Genomic DNA, 26,856 nt, shown 5'->3' with positions numbered 1-26,856 from the left:
CGCTGATCCAGACTGGAGCCCACGTATAAAAATATCGATTTCCTGGAGGAAAGAGTATGCCCAAAATGAGAGCCATTGATGCCGCCATTCAGGTGATGCGTCGGGAAGGCGTCGATACCGCTTTCGGTATTCCAGGCGCAGCCATCAACCCACTGTACTCGGCTCTGCAGAAAGTCGGTGGCATCGATCACGTCCTCGCTCGTCACGTCGAAGGCGCCTCGCACATGGCCGAGGGCTACACCCGTGCCAACCCGGGCAACATCGGCGTGTGCATCGGTACCTCCGGCCCAGCCGGCACCGACATGGTCACCGGCCTGTACAGCGCCTCGGCCGACTCCATCCCGATTCTCTGCATCACCGGCCAGGCCCCGCGTGCCCGCCTGCACAAGGAAGACTTCCAGGCTATCGATATCACCAACATCGTCAAGCCAGTAACGAAGTGGGCGACCACCGTTCTGGAACCGGGCCAAGTGCCGTACGCCTTCCAGAAAGCTTTCTACGAGATGCGCACCGGCCGCCCAGGCCCTGTTCTGATCGACCTCCCTTTCGATGTTCAAATGGCTGAGATCGAATTCGATATCGACGCCTATGAACCGTTGCCGGTGCACAAGCCTAGCGCTACTCGCATTCAGGCAGAGAAAGCGCTGGCCTTGCTCAACGAAGCAGAGCGCCCGCTGATCGTCTCCGGCGGTGGTGTTATCAACGCCGATGCCAGTGACAAGCTTGTCGAATTCGCCGAGCTGACCGGCGTTCCAGTCATCCCTACCCTGATGGGCTGGGGCACTATTCCTGACGACCACGCGCAGATGGTCGGCATGGTGGGGCTGCAGACTTCGCACCGCTACGGCAATGCCACCCTGTTGGAATCCGATCTCGTGTTTGGTATCGGTAACCGTTGGGCTAACCGCCATACTGGCTCGGTTGACGTCTACACCAAGGGCCGCAAATTCGTCCACATCGACATTGAGCCGACTCAAATTGGCCGCGTCTTCACGCCTGACCTTGGCATCGTTTCCGATGCAGGCAAAGCACTGGACATGTTTCTCGAAGTCGCTCGCGAGTGGAAAGCGGCTGGTAAGCTGAAGTCCCGCCAGGCATGGCTGGAAAGCTGCCAGGAGCGCAAAGCCACGCTGCAGCGCAAGACCCACTTCGACAACGTCCCGGTTAAACCGCAACGCGTGTACGAAGAGATGAATCAGGTCTTCGGTAAGGACACCTGCTACATCAGCACTATCGGCCTGTCGCAGATTGCCGGCGCGCAGTTCCTGCACGTCTACAAGCCACGACACTGGATCAACTGCGGCCAGGCTGGCCCGCTGGGCTGGACGATCCCTGCTGCTCTGGGCGTAGTGAAAGCTGATCCAAGCCGGCAGGTAGTTGCGCTGTCCGGTGACTATGACTTCCAGTTCATGATTGAAGAGCTTGCAGTGGGCGCGCAGTTCAATCTACCGTACGTTCACGTTCTGGTGAACAACTCCTACCTGGGCCTTATTCGCCAAGCTCAACGTGGTTTCGAGATGGATTACTGCGTACAGCTGGCGTTCGAAAACATCAACGCTCCGGAGCTCAATGGCTACGGCGTGGATCACGTCGCAGTAGTCGAGGGTCTGGGATGCAAAGCAATTCGCGTATTCGAGCCGTTCGAGATCGCACCAGCTCTGCGTCAAGCGCAACGCATGGCTCAAGAGCACCGCGTACCAGTTGTCGTTGAAGTAATCCTGGAGCGCGTAACAAACATTTCAATGGGCACCGAGATCGACGCGATCAACGAATTTGAAGAGCTGGCCGTATTCGCCAGCGACGCGCCAACTTCGATCATGCCGCTGAGCAATTCCTAAGATTTTTGAGGACAGCAGAATGCCCCGTTTAGCCGCCAACCTCTCGATGTTGTTCACCGAGCACGACTTCCTTGCTCGCTTCGGTGCCGCTGCCAATGCTGGGTTCACCGGCGTTGAATACCTGTTCCCGTACGACTACCCAGCGGAGCAAATCTGGCAGCAGCTCGAACAGCACGGTCTTACTCAGGTGCTCTTTAATTTGCCAGCTGGCGATTGGGCCAAAGGCGAGCGAGGTATTGCTTGTCATCCTGATCGAGTCGACGAATTCCGTGGTGGTGTAGACAAGGCGCTCGCGTACGCCAAGGTTCTGGGCAATCGTCAGATCAACTGCTTAGCGGGGATCGCACCCGAGGGTGTCGATGATGAGTTGGTGGAGATGACTCTCATCAACAACCTGCGGTATGCCGCTGACAAGCTGAAGGCCGCAGGAATCCGCTTGGTGATGGAGATGATCAATACCCGAGACATCCCAGGCTTCTACCTCAACACCACCAAGCAAGCGCTCGACATCCGTAGCAAGGTGGGCAGTCATAACCTCTATCTGCAGTATGACATCTACCACATGCAGATCATGGAGGGTGACCTCGCTCGCACCATGGAATCCAACCTGGATGTGATCAACCACATTCAATTGGCCGATAACCCTGGTCGCCACGAACCCGGCACTGGCGAAATCAACTATCGCTTCTTGTTCGAACACTTGGATCGAATTGGCTATCAGGGCTGGATAGGCGCGGAATACAAGCCCCAGACCACGACCGAGGCCGGCCTGGGCTGGCTGAAAACGCACAACGCAATCTGAACGAGCCAGGCGCACAGCGCCTGACTTGAACCTATGCAAAGAGGCAAAACTGTCATGGCTAAAATCGGTTTCATCGGTACCGGGATCATGGGCAAGCCCATGGCCCAGAATCTGCAAAAAGCAGGTCACAGCATCTTCGTATCTACCCACCACGATCCTGCACCGGCAGATCTGGTTGCGACTGGCGCAGTGGCATTGGCCAACCCGAAAGAAGTTGCCCAAGAAGCCGAATTCATCATCGTCATGGTGCCGGATACGCCGCAGGTCGAGTCCGTCCTTTTCGGTAAGAACGGCGTAGCTGAGGGTGCTGGCCCGAACAAGATTGTTATCGACATGAGCTCGATCTCGCCTAGCGCCACCAAAGCGTTCGCCGAGAAAATCAAGGCAACCGGCGCCGACTATCTGGACGCCCCGGTGTCTGGCGGTGAAGTGGGTGCAAAAGCTGCAACCTTGAGCATCATGGTAGGTGGTAGCCCGCAAGCATTCGAGCACGCCCTCCCACTGTTCGAAGTCATGGGCAAGAACATCACCCGCGTTGGTGGCAACGGAGACGGCCAGACCGCCAAAGTAGCCAACCAGATCATCGTCGCGCTGAACATCCAGGCCGTCAGTGAAGCGCTGCTGTTCGCTGCCAAAAACGGCGCGGATCCTGCCAAGGTGCGTGAAGCACTCATGGGCGGCTTCGCCTCGTCAAAGATTCTCGAAGTGCATGCCGAACGTATGATCAAAGGCACCTTCGACCCAGGTTTCCGTATCAACCTGCACCAGAAAGATCTCAACCTCGCCCTACAGGGAGCGAAAGAGCTTGGGCTGAATTTGCCCAATACCTCGAATGCTCAGCAAGTCTTCAGCACCTGTGTTGCACTCGGTGGGGGCAACTGGGATCACTCAGCGTTGATCAAAGGCTTGGAGCATATGGCGAATTTCTCAATTCGCGATAAGCGCTAAGGGACAGCTCGGCTGGGTGGTAGTCCGCGCTACCACCTAGCCAGGCGACCAAATACTACGCTGGATCCTCCGCTCCCCCCCTCCCAAATAGCGCACCGTCTCAGTTCCAGCCTTCCAGGCGCATCGTGGAACGCACTAGCCGCTGCTCTTCCTCTTCGATCTCACGCAAACTGTCCCTGATGCTGTGAATATGTTCACGTGCAGCACGTTGAGCCTGTTCAGGAAGCTGTTCCATTACGGCGTGGTAGAGCCGGGAGTGCTGCCTATCGATCTGGCGCTTCTGAGGAGGCCGGCAGTAGAGGTTATTTACCGAGGCGAACACAGTATTGAGGGTTAAGTCACTCAGCCCCTGCAAGGTGTGCACCAGCACAGGGTTATGGGACGCTTCACTGATAGCGCGATGAAACGCATGGTCAAGCCTAGCTTGCTCCTTGGGCTCATGGTGCTGGGGATCAGTGTGCGCTGCGAGCATTTCCTCATAACGCTTGCGAATCAGCAATCGATCCACATCTGTCGCTCGTAACGCGGCAAGTCGTGCAGACTCCCCTTCAAGTAACGCTCTGACCTCCAGCAGGTCATAGAGCGTACGACGCTGGGAACTGAAGAGATACATCATTGGCGGAGTCGCTTCGGTGCGCGAGAGATCCGCCACGAAAGAGCCCCGGCCGTGCTCCGTGTCGATAATGCCGCGCCCACGCAGCACCCTGAGACCCTCTCGTAACGCAGAGCGCGAGCAGCCCATTTTGGCCATCAGCCGACGCTCGGAAGGAAGGGCTTGTCCTACCTTGATGACACCATCCACGATCAAGCGCTCGATACGCTCAGCAACTTGGTCAGCGACTTGGGTTTTTTCTTGTTTGCCCGAGTGCGATTTTTCCATCAAGACCTCTGAGTAACTGGTACTACCAGCCTGAAGTTGCAGGACGACGCGCGTCAGTTTATCCCCGTCAGGCCCTGAGCCATAGGGACTTTGGCCAGTCAGACGAAAAAACTGGTCGTACCAGAGCGCATGGTGATCGACAGCCTCGGATCAGCCGCGCAGTGTGGTCATGCCCCCGCCCCTGCCTGTTTCAATTTGTCCGAGCTGGGGGACAAATCACACAAGAACAAGAGCCGAACGCGAGTGCGCAATGAACATTCTCTACGATGAGCGTGTCGATGGTGCGTTGCCCAATATCGACAAAAACCAAGTGCTCGAATTGCTTTCAAGCACGATGCCTGATCTCGAAATTCTTTCCTCGATCGAGGAGCTCACCCCATACGAATGCGATGGTTTGTCTGCCTATCGAGTCATGCCTCTTCTGGTCGTGATACCGACCAAAATTGATCAGGTTCAAGCCATACTCAAAATCTGTTACCAGCTGCGTGTGCCGGTCGTTGCGCGAGGTGCAGGTACAGGTCTTTCAGGAGGAGCACTGCCTCACGAGCGGGGCATCCTGTTGGTAATGGCGCGCTTCAACCAGATCATTGAAGTCAATCAGTACGGGCGCTTCGCAAGAGTGCAGCCCGGCGTTCGCAACCTTGCAATATCCCAAGCAGCTGCGCCCCACGGACTCTATTACGCCCCCGATCCATCTTCTCAGATCGCGTGCTCCATCGGTGGCAACGTCGCCGAGAACGCAGGTGGAGTTCATTGCCTCAAGTACGGTTTGACCGTTAACAACATCCTCAAAGTGGAGATCCTCACCATCGAAGGTGAGGCTCTTACTCTCGGTAGCGATGCCTTGGACTGCCCTGGTTTCGACTTACTGGCACTCTTCACGGGTTCAGAAGGCATGCTGGGCATCATCACGGAAGTGACGGTGAAGCTCCTACCTAAACCCCAGGTCGCACGCGTTCTGCTCGCAAGCTTCGACTGCGTAAAAAAGGCAGGGGCAGCAGTAGCCGACATCATCGCCGCCGGCATCATCCCGGGCGGCTTGGAGATGATGGATAACCTCTCGATCCGTGCTAGCGAAGACTTCATTCACGCAGGCTATCCAGTCAATGCTGCAGCCATGCTGCTCTGCGAGCTGGACGGCGTTGAATCAGATGTCCAGGAAGACTGCGATCGCGTGAAGACCATCCTCGAACTGGCGGGCGCTACCGATGTTCGCCTGGCACAGGATGAAGCTGAGCGCGTGCGATTCTGGGCTGGTCGAAAAAATGCTTTCCCTGCGGTGGGCCGAATCTCTCCCGATTACTACTGCATGGATGGCACCATCCCCCGTCGCGAGTTACCACGGGTTCTGAACGGCATTGAAGAGCTGTCCAAACAATACGGTTTGCGAGTCGCGAACGTGTTCCATGCCGGCGACGGAAATATGCATCCGTTGATCCTTTTTGATGCCAACCAGGAAGGTGAGCTGGAGCGCGCCGAAGCGCTTGGGGGAAAAATTCTCGAACTGTGCGTTGAGGTCGGAGGGAGCATCACCGGCGAGCACGGCGTTGGTCGCGAGAAAATCAATCAGATGTGCGCTCAGTTCAGTGGAGATGAAATCACCCTGATGCACGCGGTGAAAGAAGCCTTCGACAAACACGGCTTACTGAACCCAGGGAAAAACATTCCAACGCTTAATCGATGCGCTGAGTTCGGCTCAATGCACATCCATCGCGGCCATCTGCCTTTCCCTGAGCTGGAGCGTTTTTGATGCAATACGATCACGACAACAGCATGGATCTGCTTGAGCAAGTCAACTATGCGTTGAATGAAGATATTCCTTTGCGCATCCAAGGCAGCAACAGTAAACACATGCTGGGTGGCCATGTCGCGGGAGAGGTGCTGGATACCCGCATTCATCGCGGCATTGTGAATTACGACCCCACTGAGCTCGTCATCACCGCGCGTGCCGGTACCTCGCTTTGGGAGATCGAGGCCACCTTGGATCACGCCGGCCAGATGCTGCCATTCGAGCCTCCTCACTTCGGGCCCGATGCCACAATCGGTGGAATGGTCGCTAGCGGTCTCTCGGGGCCTCGACGCCCGTGGGCAGGCGCAGTACGCGATTATGTTCTGGGAGTTCAGGTAATCATCGGGAACGGCAAACACCTCAAATTCGGTGGCGAGGTGATGAAAAATGTCGCCGGGTACGACCTCTCCCGATTGATGGCCGGCAGCTTCGGTTGCCTGGGCGTCATCACCGAGGTTTCGTTGAAAGTGCTGCCCAAGCCTCGAGTATGTGCAAGCCTTTCTTTAGACATGAATCCTGCGCAGGCACTTGCGAACCTGGCTCGCTGGGGGCAACAACCCATTCCGATCAGTGCCGCATGCCATGACGGCTCCCTGCTTCATTTGCGAATGGAGGGTGGCGAGGGATCGGTAAAGTCTGCGTTGAGCATGATGGGAGGCGAGCCACTAGAAAACAGTTACTGGAAAACTCTGAGCGAACACGAAACCGACTTCTTCAAAAATCCGGAAGCTTTGTGGCGCATTTCTCTGCCAAGTCACGTCTCGCCATACATCCTCCCAGGCAAGCAGATGCTGGACTGGGCTGGAGTTCAACGGTGGCTCAAGACCAATCAAAATGCCCAAGAGATCCGTGAAATTGTAGGGCACCTTGGCGGCCACGCCATCTGTTACGCGCAAGGTGATTCATCGCTGCACCCTGTATCGAAGACGCTGCAAAAATATCAGCAAAATCTGAAGAATCAATTTGATCCTCAGAACATCTTCAATCCAGGCCGTATATGTGCGGAGGCATAAGGATAGCTCATGCAGACCATACTCAGCCCGCAAGCCAAAACCCTACCAAGAGCCGAAGAAGCGGAAAAGATTCTTCGCTCATGTGTGCATTGTGGATTTTGCACAGCAACTTGCCCGACCTATCAACTGCTGGGCGATGAACTCGACGGGCCGCGAGGCCGAATCTACCTCATTAAACAGGTATTGGAAGGCAAGGAAGTTACTGCTAAAACGCAAGAGCATCTCGACCGCTGTTTGTCATGCAGAAACTGCGAAACCACTTGCCCTTCAGGAGTTCAATATCACAACCTGTTAGATATTGGCCGTGAAGTAGTGGAGCAGGCAGTACCCCGCTCACTCCCTGAGCGACTTCTACGCACTGGCATTCGGGCGGTCATACCACGGCCTGCACTGTTTAACGCCTTATGCACCACAGGCATGATATTCAGACCACTGCTACCTAGTGTCTTGAAACAGAAAATACCGCCTCTTCCTAGGTCACCCAAAGAGCGCCCTCGTCGACATCATGCCCGCAAAGTTTTGATGCTCGAAGGTTGTGTCCAGCCGACACTGGCGCCCAATACGAATGCCGCCGCCGCACGCGTGCTCGATAAGCTGGGCATTTCAGTCGTGAGCGCCCCGCAAGCAGGCTGCTGCGGGGCCGTGGACTATCACCTGAACGCCCAAGAAAGGGGTTTAGAGAGGGCCAAACGAAATATCGACAGCTGGTGGCCGGCAGTGCAACGTGGCGTAGAGGCTATCGTCCAAACCGCTAGCGGATGCGGCGCATTTGTCCGCGACTACGGGCATCTTCTGGAGAATGATAAAGAGTACGCGGAGAAAGCGCGGATCATCAGCTCCCTGACGAAAGACTTGGCCGAGATCATTCGGGCCGAGCCCATTGAAGCGTTGAAGCCCAACGCAAGCCAACGGATCGCATTCCATTGCCCCTGCACTCTCCAGCACGCCCAGAAGCTGGGCGGCGCCGTCGAAGATATCCTTACACGCGTGGGCTTCTCACTCACGACGGTTCCTGATGGTCACTTATGCTGTGGTTCTGCGGGTACTTATTCTATCACTCAGCCAGAACTCTCGATTCGTCTGCGCGACCAGAAAATGAGAGCATTGCAAAGTGGTAATCCTGACGAGATTGTCACTGCAAACGTTGGGTGTCAAATGCACTTAAGTGGAGCGAGAACTAAACCTGTACGTCACTGGATTGAGATCATCGAGGAAAGTTTAAGCCCTCAAGAACAACCCTTGGAAATTAAGCCGGAGGATATGATTTCTCCATTCGCGTAAGACACGGCGAAATGACAGTTAAGTAGCCAAGGCATCAGGAGCTAAACACTCCTAACCTTGGCTTCAACCAACCAATTTCCATGCACTGATAAAATCGTGTTATCAGACCTGAACAAAAATGACATTCATGAAGCAACTGATGCCAGCTTCAACATGCTCCCAGCCATGTGCTAACGTGCACACCGAGCCAAGTTACAGGCACAAAACAGACAAAGCCTAGAACACGCTTATCTTTTACCCTATTTAGAGCGCTGGGCGTATTAGAGTCCAAACCACCGCACCCTGGAAATTGCTTCCTCAGTGCGGCGTTGCTCGTTACGTTATGAGGTGTGTGCTTTGTCGATATTCAAAAGCCAAAAGGCCCTAGTAGAATTCGCCCTTACTCTTGGCGTTTTCTCGCTGTGTACTGGCGAATTCGCCATGATGGGATTGCTATCTGACCTGTCCACGGCCTTCGCTAAACCCGAAACAAGTGTGGCTCACCTGATCAGTGCCTATGCCCTCGGGGTGGTTGTCGGTGCGCCGATCATGGTGCTTGTGGGGGTGTACCTTAACAAGCGGAACCTCATCCTTTTCTTGCTGGGGATCTACACCATCTCCAATGCCCTCAGCCTGCTCGCTCCAAATTACGAGACGCTACTGCTATCGCGATTGATCGCTGGATTCCCTCACGCGGCATACTTCGGTGTAGCTGCCACGATCGCGGCCTCGATGGCACCATTCAACAAGAGAGGCAAAGCCGTCAGCAGAATCCTCTTGGGTGTCACTGCCGCCATCCTAATCGGCGCGCCGGGCGCTACCTACCTGGGCCAAGCAATGGGGTGGCGCTGGGTATTCGGCAGCATCACGATATTGAGCATTCTCAGCTTGGTCTTGCTGTGCCGTCATGCACCTGAGGTCGAGAAGGAACCTCGGCTGGACTTTCGGGCGGAAATTGCATCGTTCAAGAGCACGCAGGTTTGGCTGGCCCTCGCGATAGGCGCTATCGGTTTCTCCGGAATGTTCGGGGTATACAGCTACCTCGCTCCGACCATCCTACATGTGACCCATTTGAGCGCAAACTGGATTGCTCCCATGCTTGCGGTATTTGGTGTAGGCACCATGATAGGCAACCTGGCCGGTGGCTGGCTCTATGACAGATACAAGTTCTTTGCCGTTAACCAGGTGATGATTTTCAGCGTCGTCGCGTTGTTTGCTTTTCCTCTCCTTTCCTCGACACCGGCAGGCATCACCTTTGGCGCGCTCATGCTGGGTTGCATGGTCGCGCTGACGCCAGCGCTGCAAATGAGGCTCATGGACGTCAGCAAGCACGGTCAGTCCTTGGTCGCTGCGTCCAATCATGCCGCACTTAACTTCGCCAATGCCTTAGGGCCATGGATCTGTGGCTTGGCTATCAACGCAGGCTGGGGCTGGACTTCAACTGGATACGTTGGCGCAGCTATGGCGCTAGTAGGCTCTTTGATTTACGGCGTAGCTTGGGCCCTGGAAAAGCGATCCAGCGAAGCAGTTGCTAAGCTCCAAAACACAGAGAGCTAATTGCGCTATCAGCGAGAAGTTGACTAGAGGCGGATCTGCTTGAGATGAGGGTGATCATCGCAACTGAACCTGCAGCGGGCCCTACATTCCGCCAAATAATCAGATGCGCAACGATACGTTACCGATGATGTCCTGAATGCTGAAAGACATGGTCATGCTCTGCCAGGCTGAAGATGCAGAAACGCCCAGCGAGGCTGGTGACAAGCTGCCACCAACCCCGCCGGACTCAGATCCCACCCTAGCAGCGACGCCTATTGGGCGTCGAGCCAGAACTGTGCTTGGAGCGTTCAATCAAGTTGCCATGCTCAACGACGCTGATTGTTGAAGAGATCGCCCCTTGGTCTCCGGTGCCCAGGCCAGGCACACGAAGAACGCTAGCAACGTAATCCCTGCGCCAATCATCAATGTCGCTTGCAGACCAATAGACTCGATGCCAATTGGCGTCAGGTATGTACCTGTCGCTGCACCGATCCGACTGAAACCTACAGCCACACCGACCGCAGTGGCCCGCACAGAAGTCGGGAACAGCTCATTGGGGTAGATCCACTCCAGGATGCTCGGCCCGCCCGAAACGAAGGCATAGAACGCAAAGGCGCCGATAATGAACCAGGCCGGTGCGTCCGCCCACAGACCCAGTGCGAATAACGGAATCGCCATCAACGCGAATGGCACCAACACCATAGGGCGGCGCCCCCAGGTTTCCACGAGTTTAAGCGCCGGTATGACACCAATGGCAAACAGCGTGGCGATCAGAAGCTCTCCCAAAGTCGACGCGTTTGCGCCTTTGATACCGGCGGAAATCAGGATCATGCCGCCGAAGGTGTAGAGCACGTACTGAGGGGTAATCTGAGCAAAGTAGAGTACGCCGCACATGATGGTGCGCTTCAGGTAACCGCCCGAAGAAATCATTTTCAGGTCGGCCAGCATGGAGCGAGGACGACCACCGTCATTGAGTTGATCAATGTCGTGCTGGGTGATCTTCACCGACTTGCCGTAGACCTGGCGAATGACCTCTTCCGCTTCCTTAACACGCCCCTTGCTGGCCAGCCAGCGCGGCGACTCAGGAATGCCACGGCGCATGATGACGACGATCAGACCGACCACAGCACCACTAAACAGCATCCAGCGCCACAAGCTGTGATCGCCACTGAACTTCACAACCAGGTAGCCCACTACGAACGCCGTCATCGCGCCGACCGACCAGGCAAGACCGGAAAGTCCAATCATGAAACCACGGCGTTTCGAAGGCGTGAACTCAGTGAGCAGCGAGGTTGCGATCGGGTAATCAGCGCCCACAGCCAAGCCGATAACGAAACGCAGTGCAATGAGCTGCCAGGCATCAGTCACGAAAGCGCTCAGACCGCAGGCGACGATGAGCACCGTCAAATCCAGGGCGTACATGGTCTCTCGACCAATCCGGTCGGTGACGGCTCCGAACACTGTGGCGCCGAAGAAAATGCCCAACAACGAAGCGGCACCGATGAGACCAGTCTCAACGGGTGATGCCGGGATGTCATGGGCGAAACCGATCAAGGCAATGCCAATCAGGCTGAGGATGTATCCGTCGAGGAAAGGGCCACCGCAGCAGGCAAGAAGAAGCTTGCGATGAAACTTGGATACTGGTGAGTTTTCAATTACATCAAATACGCTCATGCTGTGCCCTTGTTGTGATTATTAGACGTCGCTGAAACAAAAAAAAGCCCACAACTGGTGAGGTTGCGGGCAAAGCGCAGAACCCTTAGATCTCCCAGCCGACCTTCATGCCTTCATAAATAGCTTCTTCGGCAGTTCGGGGAGCGAGGCAGTCGCCGGCTCGGAACACTTCAATTTTAGGATCAAGTTGATCGACAAGATCGTCGACCGGCTGATGGCCAGTACAGAGCACTAACGTGTCAACATCCTCGAACATGATCGGCTCACCGCTAGCGGTATGCTGCATGTAAACGGTGGTGTCGTCACAGCCATAAAGTCGAGCATAGGTCGTCACCGGAATCTGCAACTTGTGCATCTCACCGACCAAGTTATCTCGTACGTATAATGGGAGAGTTTCTCCCACATTAGTACCGTTCACAGCCAATTGAACATTGTGACCCGCGCGGATCAAGATTTCCGCAATACCAGGCCCAATCCAGTCACACCGCCAGTCAACTACCACAACGGATCGACCGACCTTCACTTCATTGCGCAGCACTTGCCAAGCATCAACGACTTGAAGCTCGCCTCCCGCTTCATATTGCGGGATGTACGGTGTCGCGCCCGTTGCAACTACGATGGCATCAGGTGCAAAGTCCACAACCAACTGAGGAGTGACACGCACGTTCTTCTGAACTTTGACACCGGCCAGTTCCATTTCGCGCTGCAGGTTGGTGCTTGCTCCCCCGAACTCGGTTCGGCGAGGCAGCAATTGGGCTAGCAAGACTTGCCCACCCAGCTGCGACGTCGCCTCGAAGAGGGTCACGTCATGACCACGTTGCGCGGCAATTACCGCTGCCTTCATACCGGCGGGGCCTCCCCCGACAACCATGACCTTCTTGCTAACTGCTGCTGGCGTGACCTTACCATACTTGATCTCACGCCCCGTTTCGGGTCGCTGGATGCACGAGATTGGGAACCCTTTATGAAAGTGTCCAATGCACGCCTGATTGCAAGCAATGCAGGCGCGAACATCATCAGCCTTATCCTGGTAAGTCTTGTTCGGCATCTCCGGGTCGCAGATCAAAGCGCGGGTCATCCCGCAGACATCTGCCTGACCGCGCGCAACGATCAGCTCTGCTTCTTGTGGAGCGTTGATACGTCCCGTCACGAAAAGCGGAATTGATAGCTTGGACTTGAACAGTCCAGCATTCTTTGCCAAATACGCGGCCTCAATGGCCATTGGCGGAACGATGTGCACCGCGCCCCCCAACGTAGCAGAGGTACCTGCGACAATGTGGAGGTAATCCAGACGATCTTGAAGCAATTGAGCAGCTTCAAGCGACTCGTCTTCTGTGAGGCCTTCAAGATCAAGCTCTTCAGCAGAAATACGCATCCCGACAACAAAATTTTCGCCGGTACGGCTCCTGACTGCCTGAATGATCTCCTCGATGAAACGTACTCGCTTACTGATGTCGCCGTTGTAATCGTCTGTTCTCCGATTGACCCGGGGATTTAAAAACTGTGACGGGAGATAACCGTGGCTTGCTACGATTTCAACGCCATCAATGCCTGCTGCTTCGAGGCGCTGGGCCGCCTCACCATAGCCCCGCACGATCTCGTCGATCATTTTCTGATCGAGAGCTCGCGGCATGACATGGAAGCGCTCGTTGGGGGTCGAGGATGCGGAATAGGCGACAGCCAACGGCCCTTCGCTGGACTCCATGATCTCTCTACCAGGGTGAAAGATCTGTGAGAAAACCATAGTCCCGTTAGCGTGGCAGATGTCAGCAACACGACGGTAACCTGGAATACACTCATCATCGGTGGCCATCAATACGTGGGAGGTGTAACGCGCACTTTCGTGCACACCTGCTACTTGGAGAATGATCAGCCCTGCGCCACCCTCCGCTCGCGCTTGGTGATAAGCAACAAATTGATCATTGATCAAATTGTCGGTAGGCATCGAGGTATCATGTCCTGTGGACATAATACGATTCTTCAAACGCTTGCCACGTATTTCAAACGGCGAGAAGAGGTTCTTGTAGGCGCTATTCTGGGAAAGCATATTCTTATACCTATAGGCTAAAACGGTACGACTTCTATCAGCCCTGCCAGGTCACTGGATAAAGCGCATAGAATACTTTTGCTTTTTTACCAGAATAAACGAGCGGACTTTTCTCAGGAACCCAAATAACATCCCCGGCTTGAGCATGAATGACTTCATCACCAATGGAAAGGTCAAACTCTCCCTCTAGGACAACGATCACTTCATCATAAAGAACCGTCCAAGGGATCGAAGCGCCATCAAAAAAAGCGATGCCTGCACCGATGGTCTCACTTTCCTTAGTTCCCACCAAGCGACAAATGGACGCCCGCTCAACGGGCTCACCACCATAAGGGGAAAAGACCATAGCCTGGTTCTTGAAGTGGATATGTTTAGACATTATCAGGCCTCTCATAACAAAGTGCACGTTGAATTGAGCAAGACTTCACCCTGCTCAAGTGTTTCTTAAATTTTTCCGGGGCGCTTACGCTCAAGCGCCACAATAATTAGGTAAGCGACCGCCGTCATTCCCACCATAATATGTGGAAGCCAGCCGAACACGCCTTCAGCTTGAATAGCAAAGTAATAAACCAGAATCGTACCAAACGTTAGACCGCCAAGAGCGATCGATACGACATTGAGAACATTATGTTCGTTTGATGCAATAAGCTCCTTAATCGCACCAATGCTGAGCAAGACATAAGGCACAATCCAGAAAAGCGAGAAAAGCGTGGCCAAGTAGTTGGCCGACAGCAGAGGCGGCGCACCAGCGAAGATCTGTAGAGCCAGCGGGATTACGGCGGCGGATGCGGCCATCAAAATAGTCGCAGCAGTGGGCGATCCATAGACTGGGTGAACACTGGAAAAAACGGCTGGCAGGAAGCGTTCGCTCGCGGAAGTAGCGAACACGCGGCTTCCGTAGTTAAGGAATGCTACCAAGCTGGCAAATGCTGCCGCAGCAAGCAGAAGGTCAATAGGCTTTTGCAGGTAAGGCATGCCTGCGATCGTCGCTAAAATCGAAGTAGGAGACTCACCTGCATTGAGCGCGTCCATTTGGCCATTCATCAAATGGCAGCTCAGCATGATCAAACCAATGAACGCGAAGCCGGTGATGAGCAAGACATTGCGCAGTAGTTTTGGAACGTTCTTCTTGGGATTATCAGTCTCAGCTGCAAGTGCTGCCAACGCATCGCAACCTACGAAGTAGGCGAGACCTACGATGGTGCCTTCAACCAGGCTACGCAACGAGACGCCTTCGAGCGTCAATTGGCTGACAATATCCACTCCACCGTTCATGGCAGCTGCGACACCGACGATTATAACTAGGGGCGCCGAGAGGAACGACAACCAGGCAGTTACCGAAATAGAGGCGTCCAGTCCTCGCCAGGTCAGCGCGCCTGCCATGACAGATATAGAAATTGCCGAGACAGCCTGGAACCAATTAGCGGCTGCAAAGGACACTCCAACGCTATGCAGGAAGCTGCTGCTGAACATCACTACGGATGTAGACAATGAAGCGCAGACAATCAGGAAACCTGTTAGATACGAGGCAGCGACTACCCGCTGTGGCAAGCGACCAAGCGCGAGCCCCACGTAAGACACCAACGAACCAGTAACGACGTACTTTCGTGCGAACACGTTTGTAGCCAGCGACATGAAAAGCGCTGCGACCAGGGCGAGAAGCATTGCCAACCAAGATCCATTCCCGGCATAAAGAGGCAATGCACCTGCAGCCATCGCCGCGCTAGGAACCAATTGCTGCCCAGAAAGGCCGAGCATGGTCACGCGGAACAATGACTCGGTTTTTTTGACTTCACTGCCAGAATCGGAATCAAGAAAATTACTTTCGGATAAGGCTGTTTGGTTAGTCACAAATGAACCCTCTTGTTTTTATATCAGAGCTACGGGTTTCCATTTCTTAATCGCACTGCTGATGACACACATCCGTGTGTGCCATCTGGACTAAATCAGTGCTTGATCATCACGTGGCGTACAGCGGTGTAGTCTTCAAGACCGTACATAGACAGATCCTTGCCATAACCGGAATGTTTCTGCCCGCCGTGTGGCATTTCACTGATCAACATGAAGTGAGTGTTGACCCAAGTGCAGCCATACTGCAGCCGCGACGAAAGGCGATGCGCACGCCCAAGGTCATTAGTCCAAACTGACGAGGCAAGCCCGTAGTTAGAATCATTAGCCCAGTTCAGAACCTCAGCCTCAGTGGTAAATTTCGTTAACGAGACAACCGGCCCGAATACTTCGCGTTGAACAATTTCATCATCCTGTTTAGCGTCTGCGATGATGGTAGGCTGGAAGAAGAAACCTGGCCCTTCTACAGCTTTACCACCGGTGGTGACGCGAATGTGCGGCTGAGCTGCAGCACGCTCAACAAAACCTTTGACGTGCTCCAGATGTTGGGCAGTGATCAACGGCCCCAACTCCACGCCTTCGTCATCTTGAAGACCATGTTTCAGGGTGCCGACAGCTTCCGTCAGCTTCTCCAGAAACTGATCGTAGATACCTTCTTGGACATAGAGCCGCGTTGCTGCGCAGCAATCCTGGCCTGCGTTATAGAAACCGAATGTGCGGATACCCTCTACCGCAGCATCGATGTCCGCGTCGTCAAAGATAATGACCGGAGCTTTGCCGCCCAGCTCCATGTGCATGCGTTTGACGTCACCGCTGGTGCTAGAAATGATCCTGGCGCCCGTTGCGACCGATCCAGTAAGTGAAACCATTCGTACAAGCGGGTGATTGGTAAGCGGGGAGCCAACCGAAGAGCCACGCCCAAAAACTATGTTCAAAACACCAGGCGGTAGGATCGACGCGATCAGCTCGGCCAGACGCAGAGCGGTCAATGGCGTCTGTTCGGAAGGCTTCAGAACAACAGTGTTCCCCGCTACCAAAGCAGGAGCGATCTTCCAGGCAACCATCATGAGTGGATAGTTCCAGGGAGCGATCGAAGCGATCACACCGATCGAATCTCGTCGAATCATTGACGTGTGGCCAGGCAGATATTCGCCAGCTGCCGTGCCCGTCAAGCAACGCGCCGCACCTGCGAAGTAGCGAAACACGTCGGAGATACCGGGCAATTCGTCATTTAGCACCGCATTGAAGGGTTTGCCGCAGTTAATAGACTCCAGCCGGGCAAGCTCTTCAGCGTGCTGATCAACGACGTCTGCAATCTTGAGCAACAGCGTCGAACGATCCTTTGGAGATGCCTGAGACCAACTGTCAAACGCTTGGTGAGCTGCCTCCACTGCTCCATCAACCTGATCAGGGGTAGCCTCAGGAATCATCACGACGACCTCACCGGTCGAGGGATTCAATACCGGCTGAGACTCACCAAGCCCCGAGACCAACTGACCGTTTATAAGAAGCTTCGTTTGCATTTTATTCACCAGCTTATTGTTTGTAGTTGGAATTACATGTTGGCGTAGTTAGGGCCGCCGGCACCCTCAGGCGTAATCCAGGAAATATTCTGCGCCGGATCCTTGATATCGCATGTTTTGCAGTGAACACAGTTCTGAGCGTTGATTTGAAAACGCTTATTACCGTCATCCATTTGCACCACTTCGTACACTCCCGCAGGGCAGTAACGTTGTGCAGGCTCATCAAACTTTGGCAGATTCGAGCCGATCGGGATGCTCGGATCAGTCAACCTCAAATGGACTGGTTGATCTTCCTCATGATTGGTATTTGAGAGGAAGACCGAGGACAGCTTGTCAAAACTGATTTTTCCGTCGGGCTTCGGATATTCAATACGATCCGACTCGGATGCCAATTTCATACATGCATGATCAGGCTTAGTATCATGCAGCGTAAAGGGCAGTTTCCCACCAAAAATATTTTGATCAATAAAGTTTAAGGCGCCACCAACCTTCAGGCCAAACTTATGCAAAGAGGCGCTGAAGTTACGACTTTTGAACAACTCATCGTACAACCAGCTTGATTTGAAGGAGTCAACGTAGCCGGTCAAGACCTTGGCGTCATCGGACGGATTCTGAAGTGCAGCTACAATCGCATCAGCCGCCAGCATCCCGGATTTCATCGCGGTATGACTGCCCTTGATCTTGGCAGCATTGAGTGTTCCCAGATCGCAGCCAATCAGAGCGCCGCCAGGGAATACCATTTCAGGGAGCGAATTCAAACCACCCTTGGAGATTGCGCGAGCACCGTAAGCGACACGTTTGCCGCCCTCAAGATGCTGCTTGATTACCGGATGATGCTTGTAACGCTGAAATTCATCAAACGGCGACAGGTAAGGATTGCTATAGGCCAGATCAACAATGAGGCCGACCACCACCTGGTTGTTCTCAAGGTGGTACAGGAACGAGCCGCCTGGATTGGCATCATCCAACGGCCAACCAGCAGTATGGATCACCAGGCCCGGTTGATGCTTGGCCGGATCGATGTCCCAGATCTCTTTAATGCCGATACCATAGTGCTGAGGATCGGCGGTGGCGTCTAGCTGAAAACGCTTGATCAGTTGCTTCCCGATATGCCCACGGCATCCTTCGGCAAAGAGCGTGTACTTGGCCCGCAGCTCCATGCCCGGCGTAAAGACACCCTCTTTCTGGTTCCCCTCTCTGTCTACACCAAGGTCACCTGTAAGCACGCCGTAAACAACACCAAACTCATCGATGAGTGCTTCCTGCGCGGCGAAGCCAGGGTAGATTTCCACTCCCAGACCCTCGGCTTGCTGCGCAAGCCAACGGCAAAGGTTGCCTAAGGAAATTATGTAATTTCCTTCGTTATGCATTGTTTTCGGAACCAGGAAACCCGGAACCTTCAGGGCGTCTTCAGCATTTTTTAAAAGAAAAATGTCGTCGCGAATTACTGGCGTATGGAGTGGCGCGCCTAGCTCTTCCCAATCAGGAAATAGCTCCATCAGCGCACGCGGCTCAAAGACTGCGCCAGACAGGATATGAGCCCCAACTTCAGAGCCCTTTTCCACCACACAGACGCTAATCTCCTGGCCAGTTTCAGCTGCTTGCTTTTTTAAACGGCAAGCCGCAGAAAGACCAGACGGGCCGGCGCCAACAATGACGACGTCATATTCCATAAATTCACGCATAGCATCAGACTTTCTTATAAGAGTGGCGTAAAAAAAGCCGGCGAACCGGCTATAAATGAGGGTTCGAAAAACGTTTAGAACGTAATCAATCCTTTTTAAATCGCTTTTTCCAGCTCAGGCATCAATTCGAACAGGTCGCCGACCAGACCATAGTCAGCCACTTGGAAGATAGGTGCTTCTTCGTCCTTGTTGATAGCAACAATGACTTTGGAGTCTTTCATACCAGCCAAATGCTGGATCGCACCCGAGATACCAACCGCGATATAAAGTTGCGGAGCAACAATCTTACCGGTTTGGCCAACCTGCATATCATTGGCTACATAGCCTGCATCCACTGCAGCGCGAGAAGCACCAACAGCAGCGCCGAGTTTGTCAGCTACAGCGTAAAGAAGCTTGAAGTTCTCGCCATTCTGCAAACCGCGACCACCAGAGATGACCACTTTTGCCGAGGTCAGGTCAGGACGCTCGGACTTGGCAAGTTCCTCACCAACGAAGGCCGACTTCCCTGAGTCGACACCTACGCCAACGATTTCCAAGGCAGCGTTACCGCCCAGGGCAGGCGCGGCATCAAAGCCAGTCGTACGCACGGTGATAACTTTGATCGTCGCGTTCGATTGCACCGTAGCAATCGCATTACCTGCGTAGATCGGTCGCTTGAAAGTATCGGCGCTTACTACTGCGGTGATTTCGGAGATTTGATCCACGTCCAGCAGCGCAGCCGCACGCGGCAGGCAGTTTTTACCGTTAGTGGTGGCAGGTGCAATGACGTGAGAGTATTGCTTCGCCATTTCAGCAATGAGGGGGGCGACATTCTCCGGCAACTGGTACGCAAAATGCGCGGCATCTGCTACCAGTACCTTTGCAACGCCTTCTACCTGAGCCGCAGCTTCGGCCACCGAACCTACACCTTGGCCTGCAACCAGAATGTGAATATCACCACCGATCTGGCGAGCGGCTGTGACTGCGTTGAGAGTGGCAGCAGCGAGGCTACCGTCGTTGTGTTCTGCAACAATCAGGATAGCCATCAAATCACCTTCGCTTCGTTTTTCAGTTTCTCAACCAGTTCAGCAACAGATTTCACCTTGATCCCCGCAGTGCGCGTCGCCGGAGACTCAACTTTAATGGTGGTAACTGTCGAAGCGGTCGATACACCCAGAGCTTCGGGAGTGACAATTTCCAATGGCTTCTTCTTCGCCTTCATGATGCTAGGCAGAGATGCATATCGAGGCTCGTTCAAGCGCAAATCAGTAGTGACGATCGCCGGCAGGGTCAGCGAAACTGTCTGCAAACCACCGTCGACTTCCCGAGTGACATTGACTTTATCGGCAGCCAGGTCGACCTTGGACGCGAAGGTACCTTGAGGATAACCGGTCAAAGCGCCCAGCATCTGACCTGTTTGATTGTTATCGGTGTCAATTGCTTGCTTCCCGATAATTACCAACTGGGGCTGCTCTTTGTCGACTACCGCCTTGAGCAGCTTCGCCACTGCCAAGGAAGAAACGTCTTCGGGAGTTTCGACCAAGATGCCCGAGTCAGCACCAAGCGCCAGAGCGGTGCGAACCTGCTCCTGAGCAGCATTGGGGCCGATCGTCACGACTACGATCTCCGAAGCGACACCCTTCTCTTTCAAACGCACAGCTTCTTCCACCGCGATCTCGCAGAATGGATTCATCGCCATCTTGACGTTGGTCAGATCAACGCCCGAGTCGTCCGGTTTGACACGCACTTTCACGTTGAAGTCAACGACCCGCTTTACAGCTACCAATACTTTCATCTTGTTATTACCTTGCGTGCTCTGGTTTCAGCAACGCCGGCTTCTCCCCTCACTGCGGAGGGAGACGGCAATCTACTGACGGGACTGTCGAAGGAACCAGCAACGTCCAGAAGGGGGAAGCTGGTCAGGAGGCTCGACAGAAGCGCCGTGAAAATTTACTCATTTTTTCACGGGCTAGGCAAGGCATTTCAAAATTACGTTCGTCGGATTTTAAGAAAATCCTTTAATATCAGACATTTACATGATGAAAAGGCGAAACTGCGGCGTTTTGTCTCGGGTCAGTTTCGTGAAAAAACGCAACCAACGACGATGCTTTGGGCCGTGGAATCGCCTAACGGAGCGAAAATACCCACACAATCCTTGCTGGTTTATTGCCGCGATTGATATAGCTATGTGGGGTAGCTGACACGAATTGGAAACTGTCGCCGCTAGCGACCGTGAAGGTTTCGCCGTCAACCGTGAACTCAAGCTCACCTTCCAGCAACAGCCCTCCCTGCTCGCCTAAATCCTTCATCTGGTCATCGCTGGATTTTGCACCTGGTGCGACCTCGGTCATGAGCATGTGAAATTTGCCAGAAATGCTAGGTGACAGCAGCTCGTCGGAGATCCCACCTCGGTAATCCAGGACAGAGCGTTCAGATTTTTTTACAAAAAAACGGTGCGAAGGCTGCTCTTCCTCGGTTGTGAAGAAGCTCAGATAGTCGACCTCCAGGAGCTCAGCGATAGCGCCTATGTCTTCTATGCTAGGCCGAGAAATCCCTCTTTCGATTTGGGATACAAAGCCCACTGAGCGGCCAATGTGATCTGCAACCCGCTGCAGGCTGAGACCCTTTTTTTTACGCAGGTATTTGATCCTAAGACCTGCGACATGATCGTTCATTACAAGCTCCATAGGACGAGGTTAGGGCGCTGTAGTCGGGGGCATTTTCCAGCCCGGAAGCCCAAAAAGTCGAAATTTTCTCTCGACAGCAAACAATACATGAACTGCCAGAGCTGAAAAACCACCTGCTGATTTCATGAACATTCTTGATTTTTTTCAGCAGGAATTTCAGAGTGAAGGCCGCCTTTGATGGAGCCTGATGCCACCTGAGCGCTGCCGCATTGATAGGAGGCCGTCAGGAGGACTGAAGCAAAATCGTCAAGCTCTTGATGCCCGCTGGCTCGCAGGTTCCCAAGGCCATTCACCAACGTAGATCCGCTGGGGGCATTACAGCGCATGAACACATTCAATCGCGGAGGAAGAACTGGACATTACAGAACGCTCAGTCCATGGAGGGATCATCAGCGATCAAGGAAAAGGTAGATAGAAGATCAATGCTTTCGTGGACTGCGGATCATGATCTATTGATGCTCGCGGCCTAGTTACGGTTATGGCCACAGGCACCGGACGTAGGCATTGCAAATGCCTCAGACGCGAAGATTACGACGAATCCCCCTCTCAAAAACTTAGCCAACTTGATCCTCCGATGATCTCGGGCGATCAAACTGAGGTGCCTTGGATATGATAGAAGCTCTCGCCACGATGAGCGCGATCGTGACCGTACTTGGACTCCCATTCGCTATTTTCTTATATTGGATGCAGCGCACAAGAGCTCGTGAAGACGAAGACCGAGCAATCTACGAGAGCCTCACCTCTAGCTATAACGAGTTTTTGGTACTAATTTTAAAAAATTCTGACCTTAGACTGTTAAGCCCTGATAGAAAAATCGAACTCACCGCAGACCAAGAAGAGCGGTTAAGAGCGCTATTCGAGCTCCTGATGTCTCTATTCGAACAAGCGTACATTTTGTCTTGTTCGAGAAGAATGTCTAAGCAACAAGTTAGAAGATGGGCAGCGTGGGAGAATTACATGCGTCAGTGGTGCAATAGAGACGATTTTTCCGATCGATTGGATAGTCTACTAGAAGGTGACGACCCACAGTTCATCCAGTACATCAAAGGCTTGAAAGACAATCCGCCCACTAAGTCGGCGTAAAGCCATCTTGGCCAAACTACCCTCCTCGCCTCATATCCCCAAGCAAGATCGTTTCACTCGACTGATGCACAACGCGTCCGGCCACTGATTGGGTCAGCGCTTGTGCGGAACGCAGCTCGTTCGTGAAAAGCTGGGTTGCTTACCGCTCGTGAAAAAACGGCACCACCCTTCATGAAAATTCTTGATTTTTTTCACGACGGGTTTCACAGTGGCGCCATAACAACGTGAGGAGCGTGCAGCTCCTGCCACCCTGAGGTTCCCAGCCATGATGACAGATCCGCGATACGCCCTCCTTTTCGAACCCGTAAAAATCGGCCCAGTAACTGCCCCAAACCGCTTCTTCCAAGTACCTCATTGCAATGGAATGGGGCATGTTCGTCCAAATATGCTGGCTGCAATGCGAGGCATAAAAGCGGAAGGTGGCTGGGGATCGATCTGCACAGAAATCACCGACATTCACCCAACGTCTGACCAAGGCCCCTACGCTGAAGGAAGGCTCTGGGACGATGGCGATATCCCCGCTATCGCGGCCATGACCAAGGCAGTCCATGCTCACGGTGCCTTAGCCGGCATTGAGCTAGCACACCTCGGTCTCGCCTTCGGCAACCAAGACTCGCGCATGCCGCCTCTGGCTCCGTCCCATCGTTCCATCGTATTGGAAGAGCCGATCCAGGCCCGTGGGATGTCGCTTCGCGACATCAAAGAGTTCCGCACCTGGCACCGCAATGCCGCATTGCGGGCAAAGAAAGCCGGATTCAACATCATCTATGTGTACGCGGCGCACAATCTATCGATCCTGCAGCAGTTTCTCCTTCCACGCTACAACACACGTACAGACCAATACGGCGGCTCGCTTGAAAACCGCGTGCGGCTCCTTCGAGAAGTGTTGGAGGATACCAAAGACGCCGTAGGTGACACTTGCGCCGTAGCGCTGCGGTTCTCGGTCGAAGAATTGCTCGGAGACGGTGGTATCCGCTTCGATGTTGAAGGACGTGAGATCGTTGAGATGCTCGCCGAGATTCCTGACCTCTGGGATGTAAATGTCAGTGATTGGGAGAACGACTCGTCACCTTCGCGCTTTGCTCAAGAAGGAAGCCAGGAGCCCTACATCTCCTTCGTGAAGCGAGTGACCAGCAAGCCAGTGGTTGGCGTAGGCCGGTTTACCTCACCAGACACCATGGTTCGGTTGGTTAAATCTGGTGTCATCGACCTAATTGGGGCTGCACGCCCATCGATCGCAGACCCATTCCTGCCTAACAAGATCAAAGAAAACCGCCTCGAAGACATTCGTGAGTGCATCGGCTGCAATATCTGTGTTTCATCGGATCAGAATGGCGTACCAATCCGCTGCACCCAGAACCCTACCATGGGTGAGGAGTGGCGCCGGGGCTGGCACCCTGAACGTATGAATCCGAAAAAATCCGATGACGCGGTGCTTGTCGTTGGAGCCGGCCCTGCCGGCTTGGAGGCTGCCCGTGCGCTGGGTGAGCGAGGATATACCGTCGCGTTGGCGGAAGCCTCCACCGAATTGGGTGGTCGGGTAATGAAGGAAGGCGCGTTGCCAGGCCTGGCAGAATGGCGTCGCGTGGCCGATTACAGGATCCAACAACTGCTGAAGTCGACCAACGTAGATATCTACCGCGATAGCCCACTCTCTGCTGAGGACGTCCTAGGCTTTGGTTTCCAGCACATCTTGCTGGCAACTGGCGCTACCTGGAGAAACGATGGCGTGGGACGCTCCCACTATCAGCCGTTGCCTGGGCTCGGATCTATTCCCGTCTTTACACCGGACGACATCATGCGTGGCCACCTACCCACCGGTGAGGTCGTGGTGTTTGATGACGACACCTATTACATGGGTGGCGTAATTTCTGAGCTGCTGGCCAAGCAAGGTTGCAAAGTCCGCGTGGTCACCCCTTCCAACGTCGTCTCTCCATGGTCTTATTTCACATGGGAGCAACGTCGTACTCAGGTAAGACTCATGGAACTTGGCGTCGACATCATTACCTGTCGAACCTTGACGGGCCTTACCGAAAATGGGGTCACAAGTGCGTGCACCTACACCGGCAAGGAAACTCACGTACCTGGCAACGCAGTGGTTTTCGTCACCGAACGGACACCCAATGAGGGGCTGTATCTGGAGCTCAACGCTAACCAGGACGCCCTAAACGAAGCCGGCATCAAAACGGTGAGAGCTATTGGCGACTGCTTTGCGCCAGGAATCATTGCCAGCGCGGTGTACAGCGGTCATCTGGCTGCACGGGAACTTGAGGAAAGCGAAGAAGCTATCGCATTCCGTCGTGAAAGAATCATTGTCCAGTCGTGAGATGTAGAAATGAATATTAAACAAATTGAGGATGTTGTCTCCTTCTCCCGCTCCGGCGTTGAGCCCGCTCATGAGACTGTAAGCCATGAGAAAGTGCTCTCCGGCGAATACAGATCTGCCACTTGGTTGCATTTTTCTAACGAGCAACGTGGCTTCATCTCGGGCGAGTGGGAAGCAGGAGCGTGCCGCGAGAGCTTCGCCTCAGAGCAGGATGAGTTCTGCCACATCCTCGAAGGGCATGTGCGACTGACCGACGACCATGGGAACTCTGTTCATTACGGCCCGGGTGAATCCTTTGTAATTCCCGCCGGTTTCAGCGGTGTCTGGGAAAACATTGGCACTGTGAAAAAGCTGTTCGTCATCGCCTAAGACTGGGCCGCGCAACGCGGCTCCTACACCCATGCATGCCTCAGAGCCTGGGTGCTGGCAGCTGGGGGGTGACCATTCGTCGTCACCTCCCTTCTCCGCCGTGAAAATTTCATATTTTATTCATGATAATTCTTGATTTTTTTCACGCCTCGTTCCACAGTGAGGGCATAAAAAGAGGCAAAGGCCCCAGCCAGAGGAAAGACTCATGAAGTCTGATCTTCTCAATAACTACCTCGCTTTAACGACTAGGCTCCCCGCTTCAGCGCCAGTATCAACGCTCGACTGGAACAGGGACACTCCTTCTCTTTCATTGATCTCTTCCGCGTCAGCACACCTCCTCGGATCATCCAGGCACGCCAAGATGATGTGAGCTAACTTCTGCGTTGTCATTCTTTGCTTATCACTTATCGCGCGCTAGGTACATAGCAACGATGAGATATAGAAGGAGACGAAAGATGAAAAATGCGTTGACTAGCCTCGCTATAGTTACTGCTATTCTTGCTCAACAGCCTGTTGCAGTGGCGCAGACGAACACGACGAAGGTCGTGAACGTTTACAACTGGGGCGACTACATTGATCCGGATATAAAGCAGTCGTTTGAGAAGAGCACAGGGATCAATATTGTATACGATGTTTTTGATACCAATGAAACGCTGGAAGGCAAGCTTCTCTCGGGAAACACCGGCTACGATGTTGTCGTGCCGTCAAACCAATTCTTAGCCCGCCACATCCAAGCTGGCGTCTATAGAAAACTAGATAAAGCCAAAATTCCGAATTTTAAATACCTTGATCCGGAATTTCTCAAAAAACTGGAATCCAGTGACCCTGGCAACAATTATGGCGTGCCCTATCTGTGGGCATCAACAGGCCTGATTTACAACCCACAGAAAGTCAGTGCGCAAATCGACAGCAGCGAAATTGACTCTTGGTCAGCGGTTTTTGACATAGAAACAGTAAAAAAACTCTCAAAATGCGGCGTTGCCTTCCTAGACTCGCCTGACGAAGTCATCACATCGGCCTTGATCTATCTCGGACTAGATCCTAACACTTCAAAATCAGATGACTTCAAAGCAGCTGAGAACCTGCTGAGCAAGATTGCGCCTTATGTTACCTACTTCAATTCTTCCAAACATGTGTCAGATCTTGCTAATGGGAACATTTGTATCGCAATAGGCTATTCCGGAGACGCTGGCATGATCAACTCGCGGGCCCAGGAAGCTCGCAATGGCGTGCAGGTAAAGTTTATAGTCCCTAAAGAAGGCGCCAAGCTCAGTGTCGACATGCTGGCCGTGCCGGCGGATGCTAAAAACACGGATAATGCGGAAGCTTTCATAAACTACGTGATAGAGCCTAAAAACATGGCGGCTATTACCAATTACGTTCACTTTCCAAATGCGGTGCCCGACGCCAAGCAATTCATCGCTCCAGAAATCCTGGACGACACTGCAATTTACCCTGATGCTCAGACCATGGCACGGTTGGTGGTGGCTAAAATCCAGCCTCCCTCAATCAACCGCCTTCAGACTAGGGCTTGGAACAAGATCAAAAGCGGCAAGTAAGGAGTGGCTC

20 protein-coding genes are annotated in these 26,856 nt (G+C 53.7%); 10 read left to right on the top strand and 10 right to left on the bottom strand.

Annotated features, from left to right (window positions below; translation table 11 throughout):
• Positions 1–56 precede the first annotated feature (56 nt).
• Genes gcl through F3J44_RS23475 form a run of 3 tightly spaced genes read left to right on the top strand, consistent with a single transcriptional unit; the run spans position 57 to position 3,588 of the window.
• Positions 57–1,838: a glyoxylate carboligase gene (gene gcl, locus F3J44_RS23485; RefSeq protein WP_167276497.1), complete on the top strand. Its 1,782-nt coding sequence runs from the start codon at positions 57–59 to the stop codon at positions 1,836–1,838.
• A gap of 19 nt (positions 1,839–1,857) precedes the next feature.
• Complete coding sequence (hyi, locus tag F3J44_RS23480; protein WP_167276495.1) at positions 1,858–2,640, top strand: hydroxypyruvate isomerase; 783 nt, start codon at positions 1,858–1,860, stop codon at positions 2,638–2,640.
• A gap of 54 nt (positions 2,641–2,694) precedes the next feature.
• Entirely contained in the window at positions 2,695–3,588 is an 894-nt protein-coding gene (locus F3J44_RS23475; protein WP_167276492.1) for a 2-hydroxy-3-oxopropionate reductase, read from the top strand.
• Positions 3,589–3,688: 100 nt separating this feature from the next.
• Here the strand turns inward: F3J44_RS23475 and glcC are convergent, their stop codons facing one another.
• Positions 3,689–4,468, bottom strand: coding sequence for a transcriptional regulator GlcC (gene glcC / locus F3J44_RS23470; protein WP_167276490.1), 780 nt, complete (start codon positions 4,466–4,468; stop codon positions 3,689–3,691).
• A 250-nt stretch (positions 4,469–4,718) separates the two neighbouring features.
• Between glcC and glcD the strand changes: the two genes are divergently transcribed.
• The 4 genes from glcD (at position 4,719) to F3J44_RS23450 (ending at position 10,087) form a co-directional block, all read left to right on the top strand.
• Positions 4,719–6,218: a glycolate oxidase subunit GlcD gene (gene glcD / locus F3J44_RS23465; protein WP_167276487.1), complete on the top strand. Its 1,500-nt coding sequence runs from the start codon at positions 4,719–4,721 to the stop codon at positions 6,216–6,218.
• On the top strand, positions 6,218–7,270 hold the full coding sequence (gene glcE, locus F3J44_RS23460) for a glycolate oxidase subunit GlcE (protein WP_167276484.1): 1,053 nt from the start codon (positions 6,218–6,220) through the stop codon (positions 7,268–7,270). The genes glcD and glcE overlap by 1 nt, the downstream gene beginning before the upstream one ends.
• A gap of 9 nt (positions 7,271–7,279) precedes the next feature.
• Positions 7,280–8,551 (top strand): glycolate oxidase subunit GlcF, encoded by a 1,272-nt coding sequence (glcF, locus tag F3J44_RS23455; RefSeq protein WP_167276482.1) that lies wholly within the window; start codon positions 7,280–7,282, stop codon positions 8,549–8,551.
• Between the two features lie 336 nt (positions 8,552–8,887).
• The gene (locus F3J44_RS23450; protein WP_205300099.1) at positions 8,888–10,087 is read left to right on the top strand and encodes an MFS transporter; all 1,200 of its coding nucleotides are present in this window, start codon (positions 8,888–8,890) and stop codon (positions 10,085–10,087) included.
• Between the two features lie 291 nt (positions 10,088–10,378).
• On the opposite strand, the gene F3J44_RS23445 is transcribed toward F3J44_RS23450, so the two are convergent.
• The 9 genes from F3J44_RS23445 to F3J44_RS23405 all read right to left on the bottom strand — a co-directional run bounded on the left by F3J44_RS23445 (position 10,379) and on the right by F3J44_RS23405 (position 21,497).
• Positions 10,379–11,740, bottom strand: coding sequence for an MFS transporter (locus F3J44_RS23445; RefSeq protein WP_167276479.1), 1,362 nt, complete (start codon positions 11,738–11,740; stop codon positions 10,379–10,381).
• A gap of 85 nt (positions 11,741–11,825) precedes the next feature.
• Complete coding sequence (locus F3J44_RS23440; RefSeq protein ID WP_167276477.1) at positions 11,826–13,787, bottom strand: FAD-dependent oxidoreductase; 1,962 nt, start codon at positions 13,785–13,787, stop codon at positions 11,826–11,828.
• Between the two features lie 37 nt (positions 13,788–13,824).
• Positions 13,825–14,166: an ethanolamine utilization protein EutQ gene (locus tag F3J44_RS23435; RefSeq protein ID WP_167276475.1), complete on the bottom strand. Its 342-nt coding sequence runs from the start codon at positions 14,164–14,166 to the stop codon at positions 13,825–13,827.
• A gap of 65 nt (positions 14,167–14,231) precedes the next feature.
• Positions 14,232–15,638 (bottom strand): APC family permease, encoded by a 1,407-nt coding sequence (locus tag F3J44_RS23430; protein ID WP_167276472.1) that lies wholly within the window; start codon positions 15,636–15,638, stop codon positions 14,232–14,234.
• 95 nt (positions 15,639–15,733) lie between these two features.
• Positions 15,734–17,158, bottom strand: a complete 1,425-nt coding sequence (locus tag F3J44_RS23425) for a gamma-aminobutyraldehyde dehydrogenase (RefSeq protein ID WP_167276469.1) — start codon at positions 17,156–17,158, stop codon at positions 15,734–15,736.
• A gap of 32 nt (positions 17,159–17,190) precedes the next feature.
• A complete protein-coding gene (locus tag F3J44_RS23420; RefSeq protein WP_370526776.1) occupies positions 17,191–18,861 on the bottom strand; it encodes an electron transfer flavoprotein-ubiquinone oxidoreductase in 1,671 nt (556 codons plus the stop codon).
• A 77-nt stretch (positions 18,862–18,938) separates the two neighbouring features.
• Positions 18,939–19,868: an electron transfer flavoprotein subunit alpha/FixB family protein gene (locus F3J44_RS23415; protein ID WP_167276463.1), complete on the bottom strand. Its 930-nt coding sequence runs from the start codon at positions 19,866–19,868 to the stop codon at positions 18,939–18,941.
• Positions 19,868–20,617: an electron transfer flavoprotein subunit beta/FixA family protein gene (locus F3J44_RS23410; protein ID WP_167276461.1), complete on the bottom strand. Its 750-nt coding sequence runs from the start codon at positions 20,615–20,617 to the stop codon at positions 19,868–19,870. Before F3J44_RS23410 ends, F3J44_RS23415 begins: the two co-directional genes overlap by 1 nt.
• Before the next feature lie 331 nt (positions 20,618–20,948).
• On the bottom strand, positions 20,949–21,497 hold the full coding sequence (locus F3J44_RS23405; protein WP_167276458.1) for a helix-turn-helix domain-containing protein: 549 nt from the start codon (positions 21,495–21,497) through the stop codon (positions 20,949–20,951).
• 1,360 nt (positions 21,498–22,857) lie between these two features.
• Between F3J44_RS23405 and F3J44_RS23400 the strand changes: the two genes are divergently transcribed.
• The 3 genes from F3J44_RS23400 to F3J44_RS23390 all read left to right on the top strand — a co-directional run bounded on the left by F3J44_RS23400 (position 22,858) and on the right by F3J44_RS23390 (position 26,846).
• Complete coding sequence (locus F3J44_RS23400) at positions 22,858–24,918, top strand: FAD-dependent oxidoreductase (RefSeq protein ID WP_167276456.1); 2,061 nt, start codon at positions 22,858–22,860, stop codon at positions 24,916–24,918.
• 9 nt (positions 24,919–24,927) lie between these two features.
• Positions 24,928–25,287 (top strand): cupin domain-containing protein, encoded by a 360-nt coding sequence (locus F3J44_RS23395; RefSeq protein ID WP_167276453.1) that lies wholly within the window; start codon positions 24,928–24,930, stop codon positions 25,285–25,287.
• A 455-nt stretch (positions 25,288–25,742) separates the two neighbouring features.
• The gene (locus tag F3J44_RS23390) at positions 25,743–26,846 is read left to right on the top strand and encodes a polyamine ABC transporter substrate-binding protein (RefSeq protein WP_167276451.1); all 1,104 of its coding nucleotides are present in this window, start codon (positions 25,743–25,745) and stop codon (positions 26,844–26,846) included.
• Positions 26,847–26,856: the final 10 nt, after the last annotated feature.

Origin of the sequence: Pantoea sp. Tr-811 (genome assembly GCF_011752535.1) — a bacterium.
Taxonomy (GTDB): Bacteria; Pseudomonadota; Gammaproteobacteria; order Pseudomonadales; family Pseudomonadaceae; genus Aquipseudomonas.
This window is presented reverse-complemented; position numbering and strand designations above follow the sequence as displayed.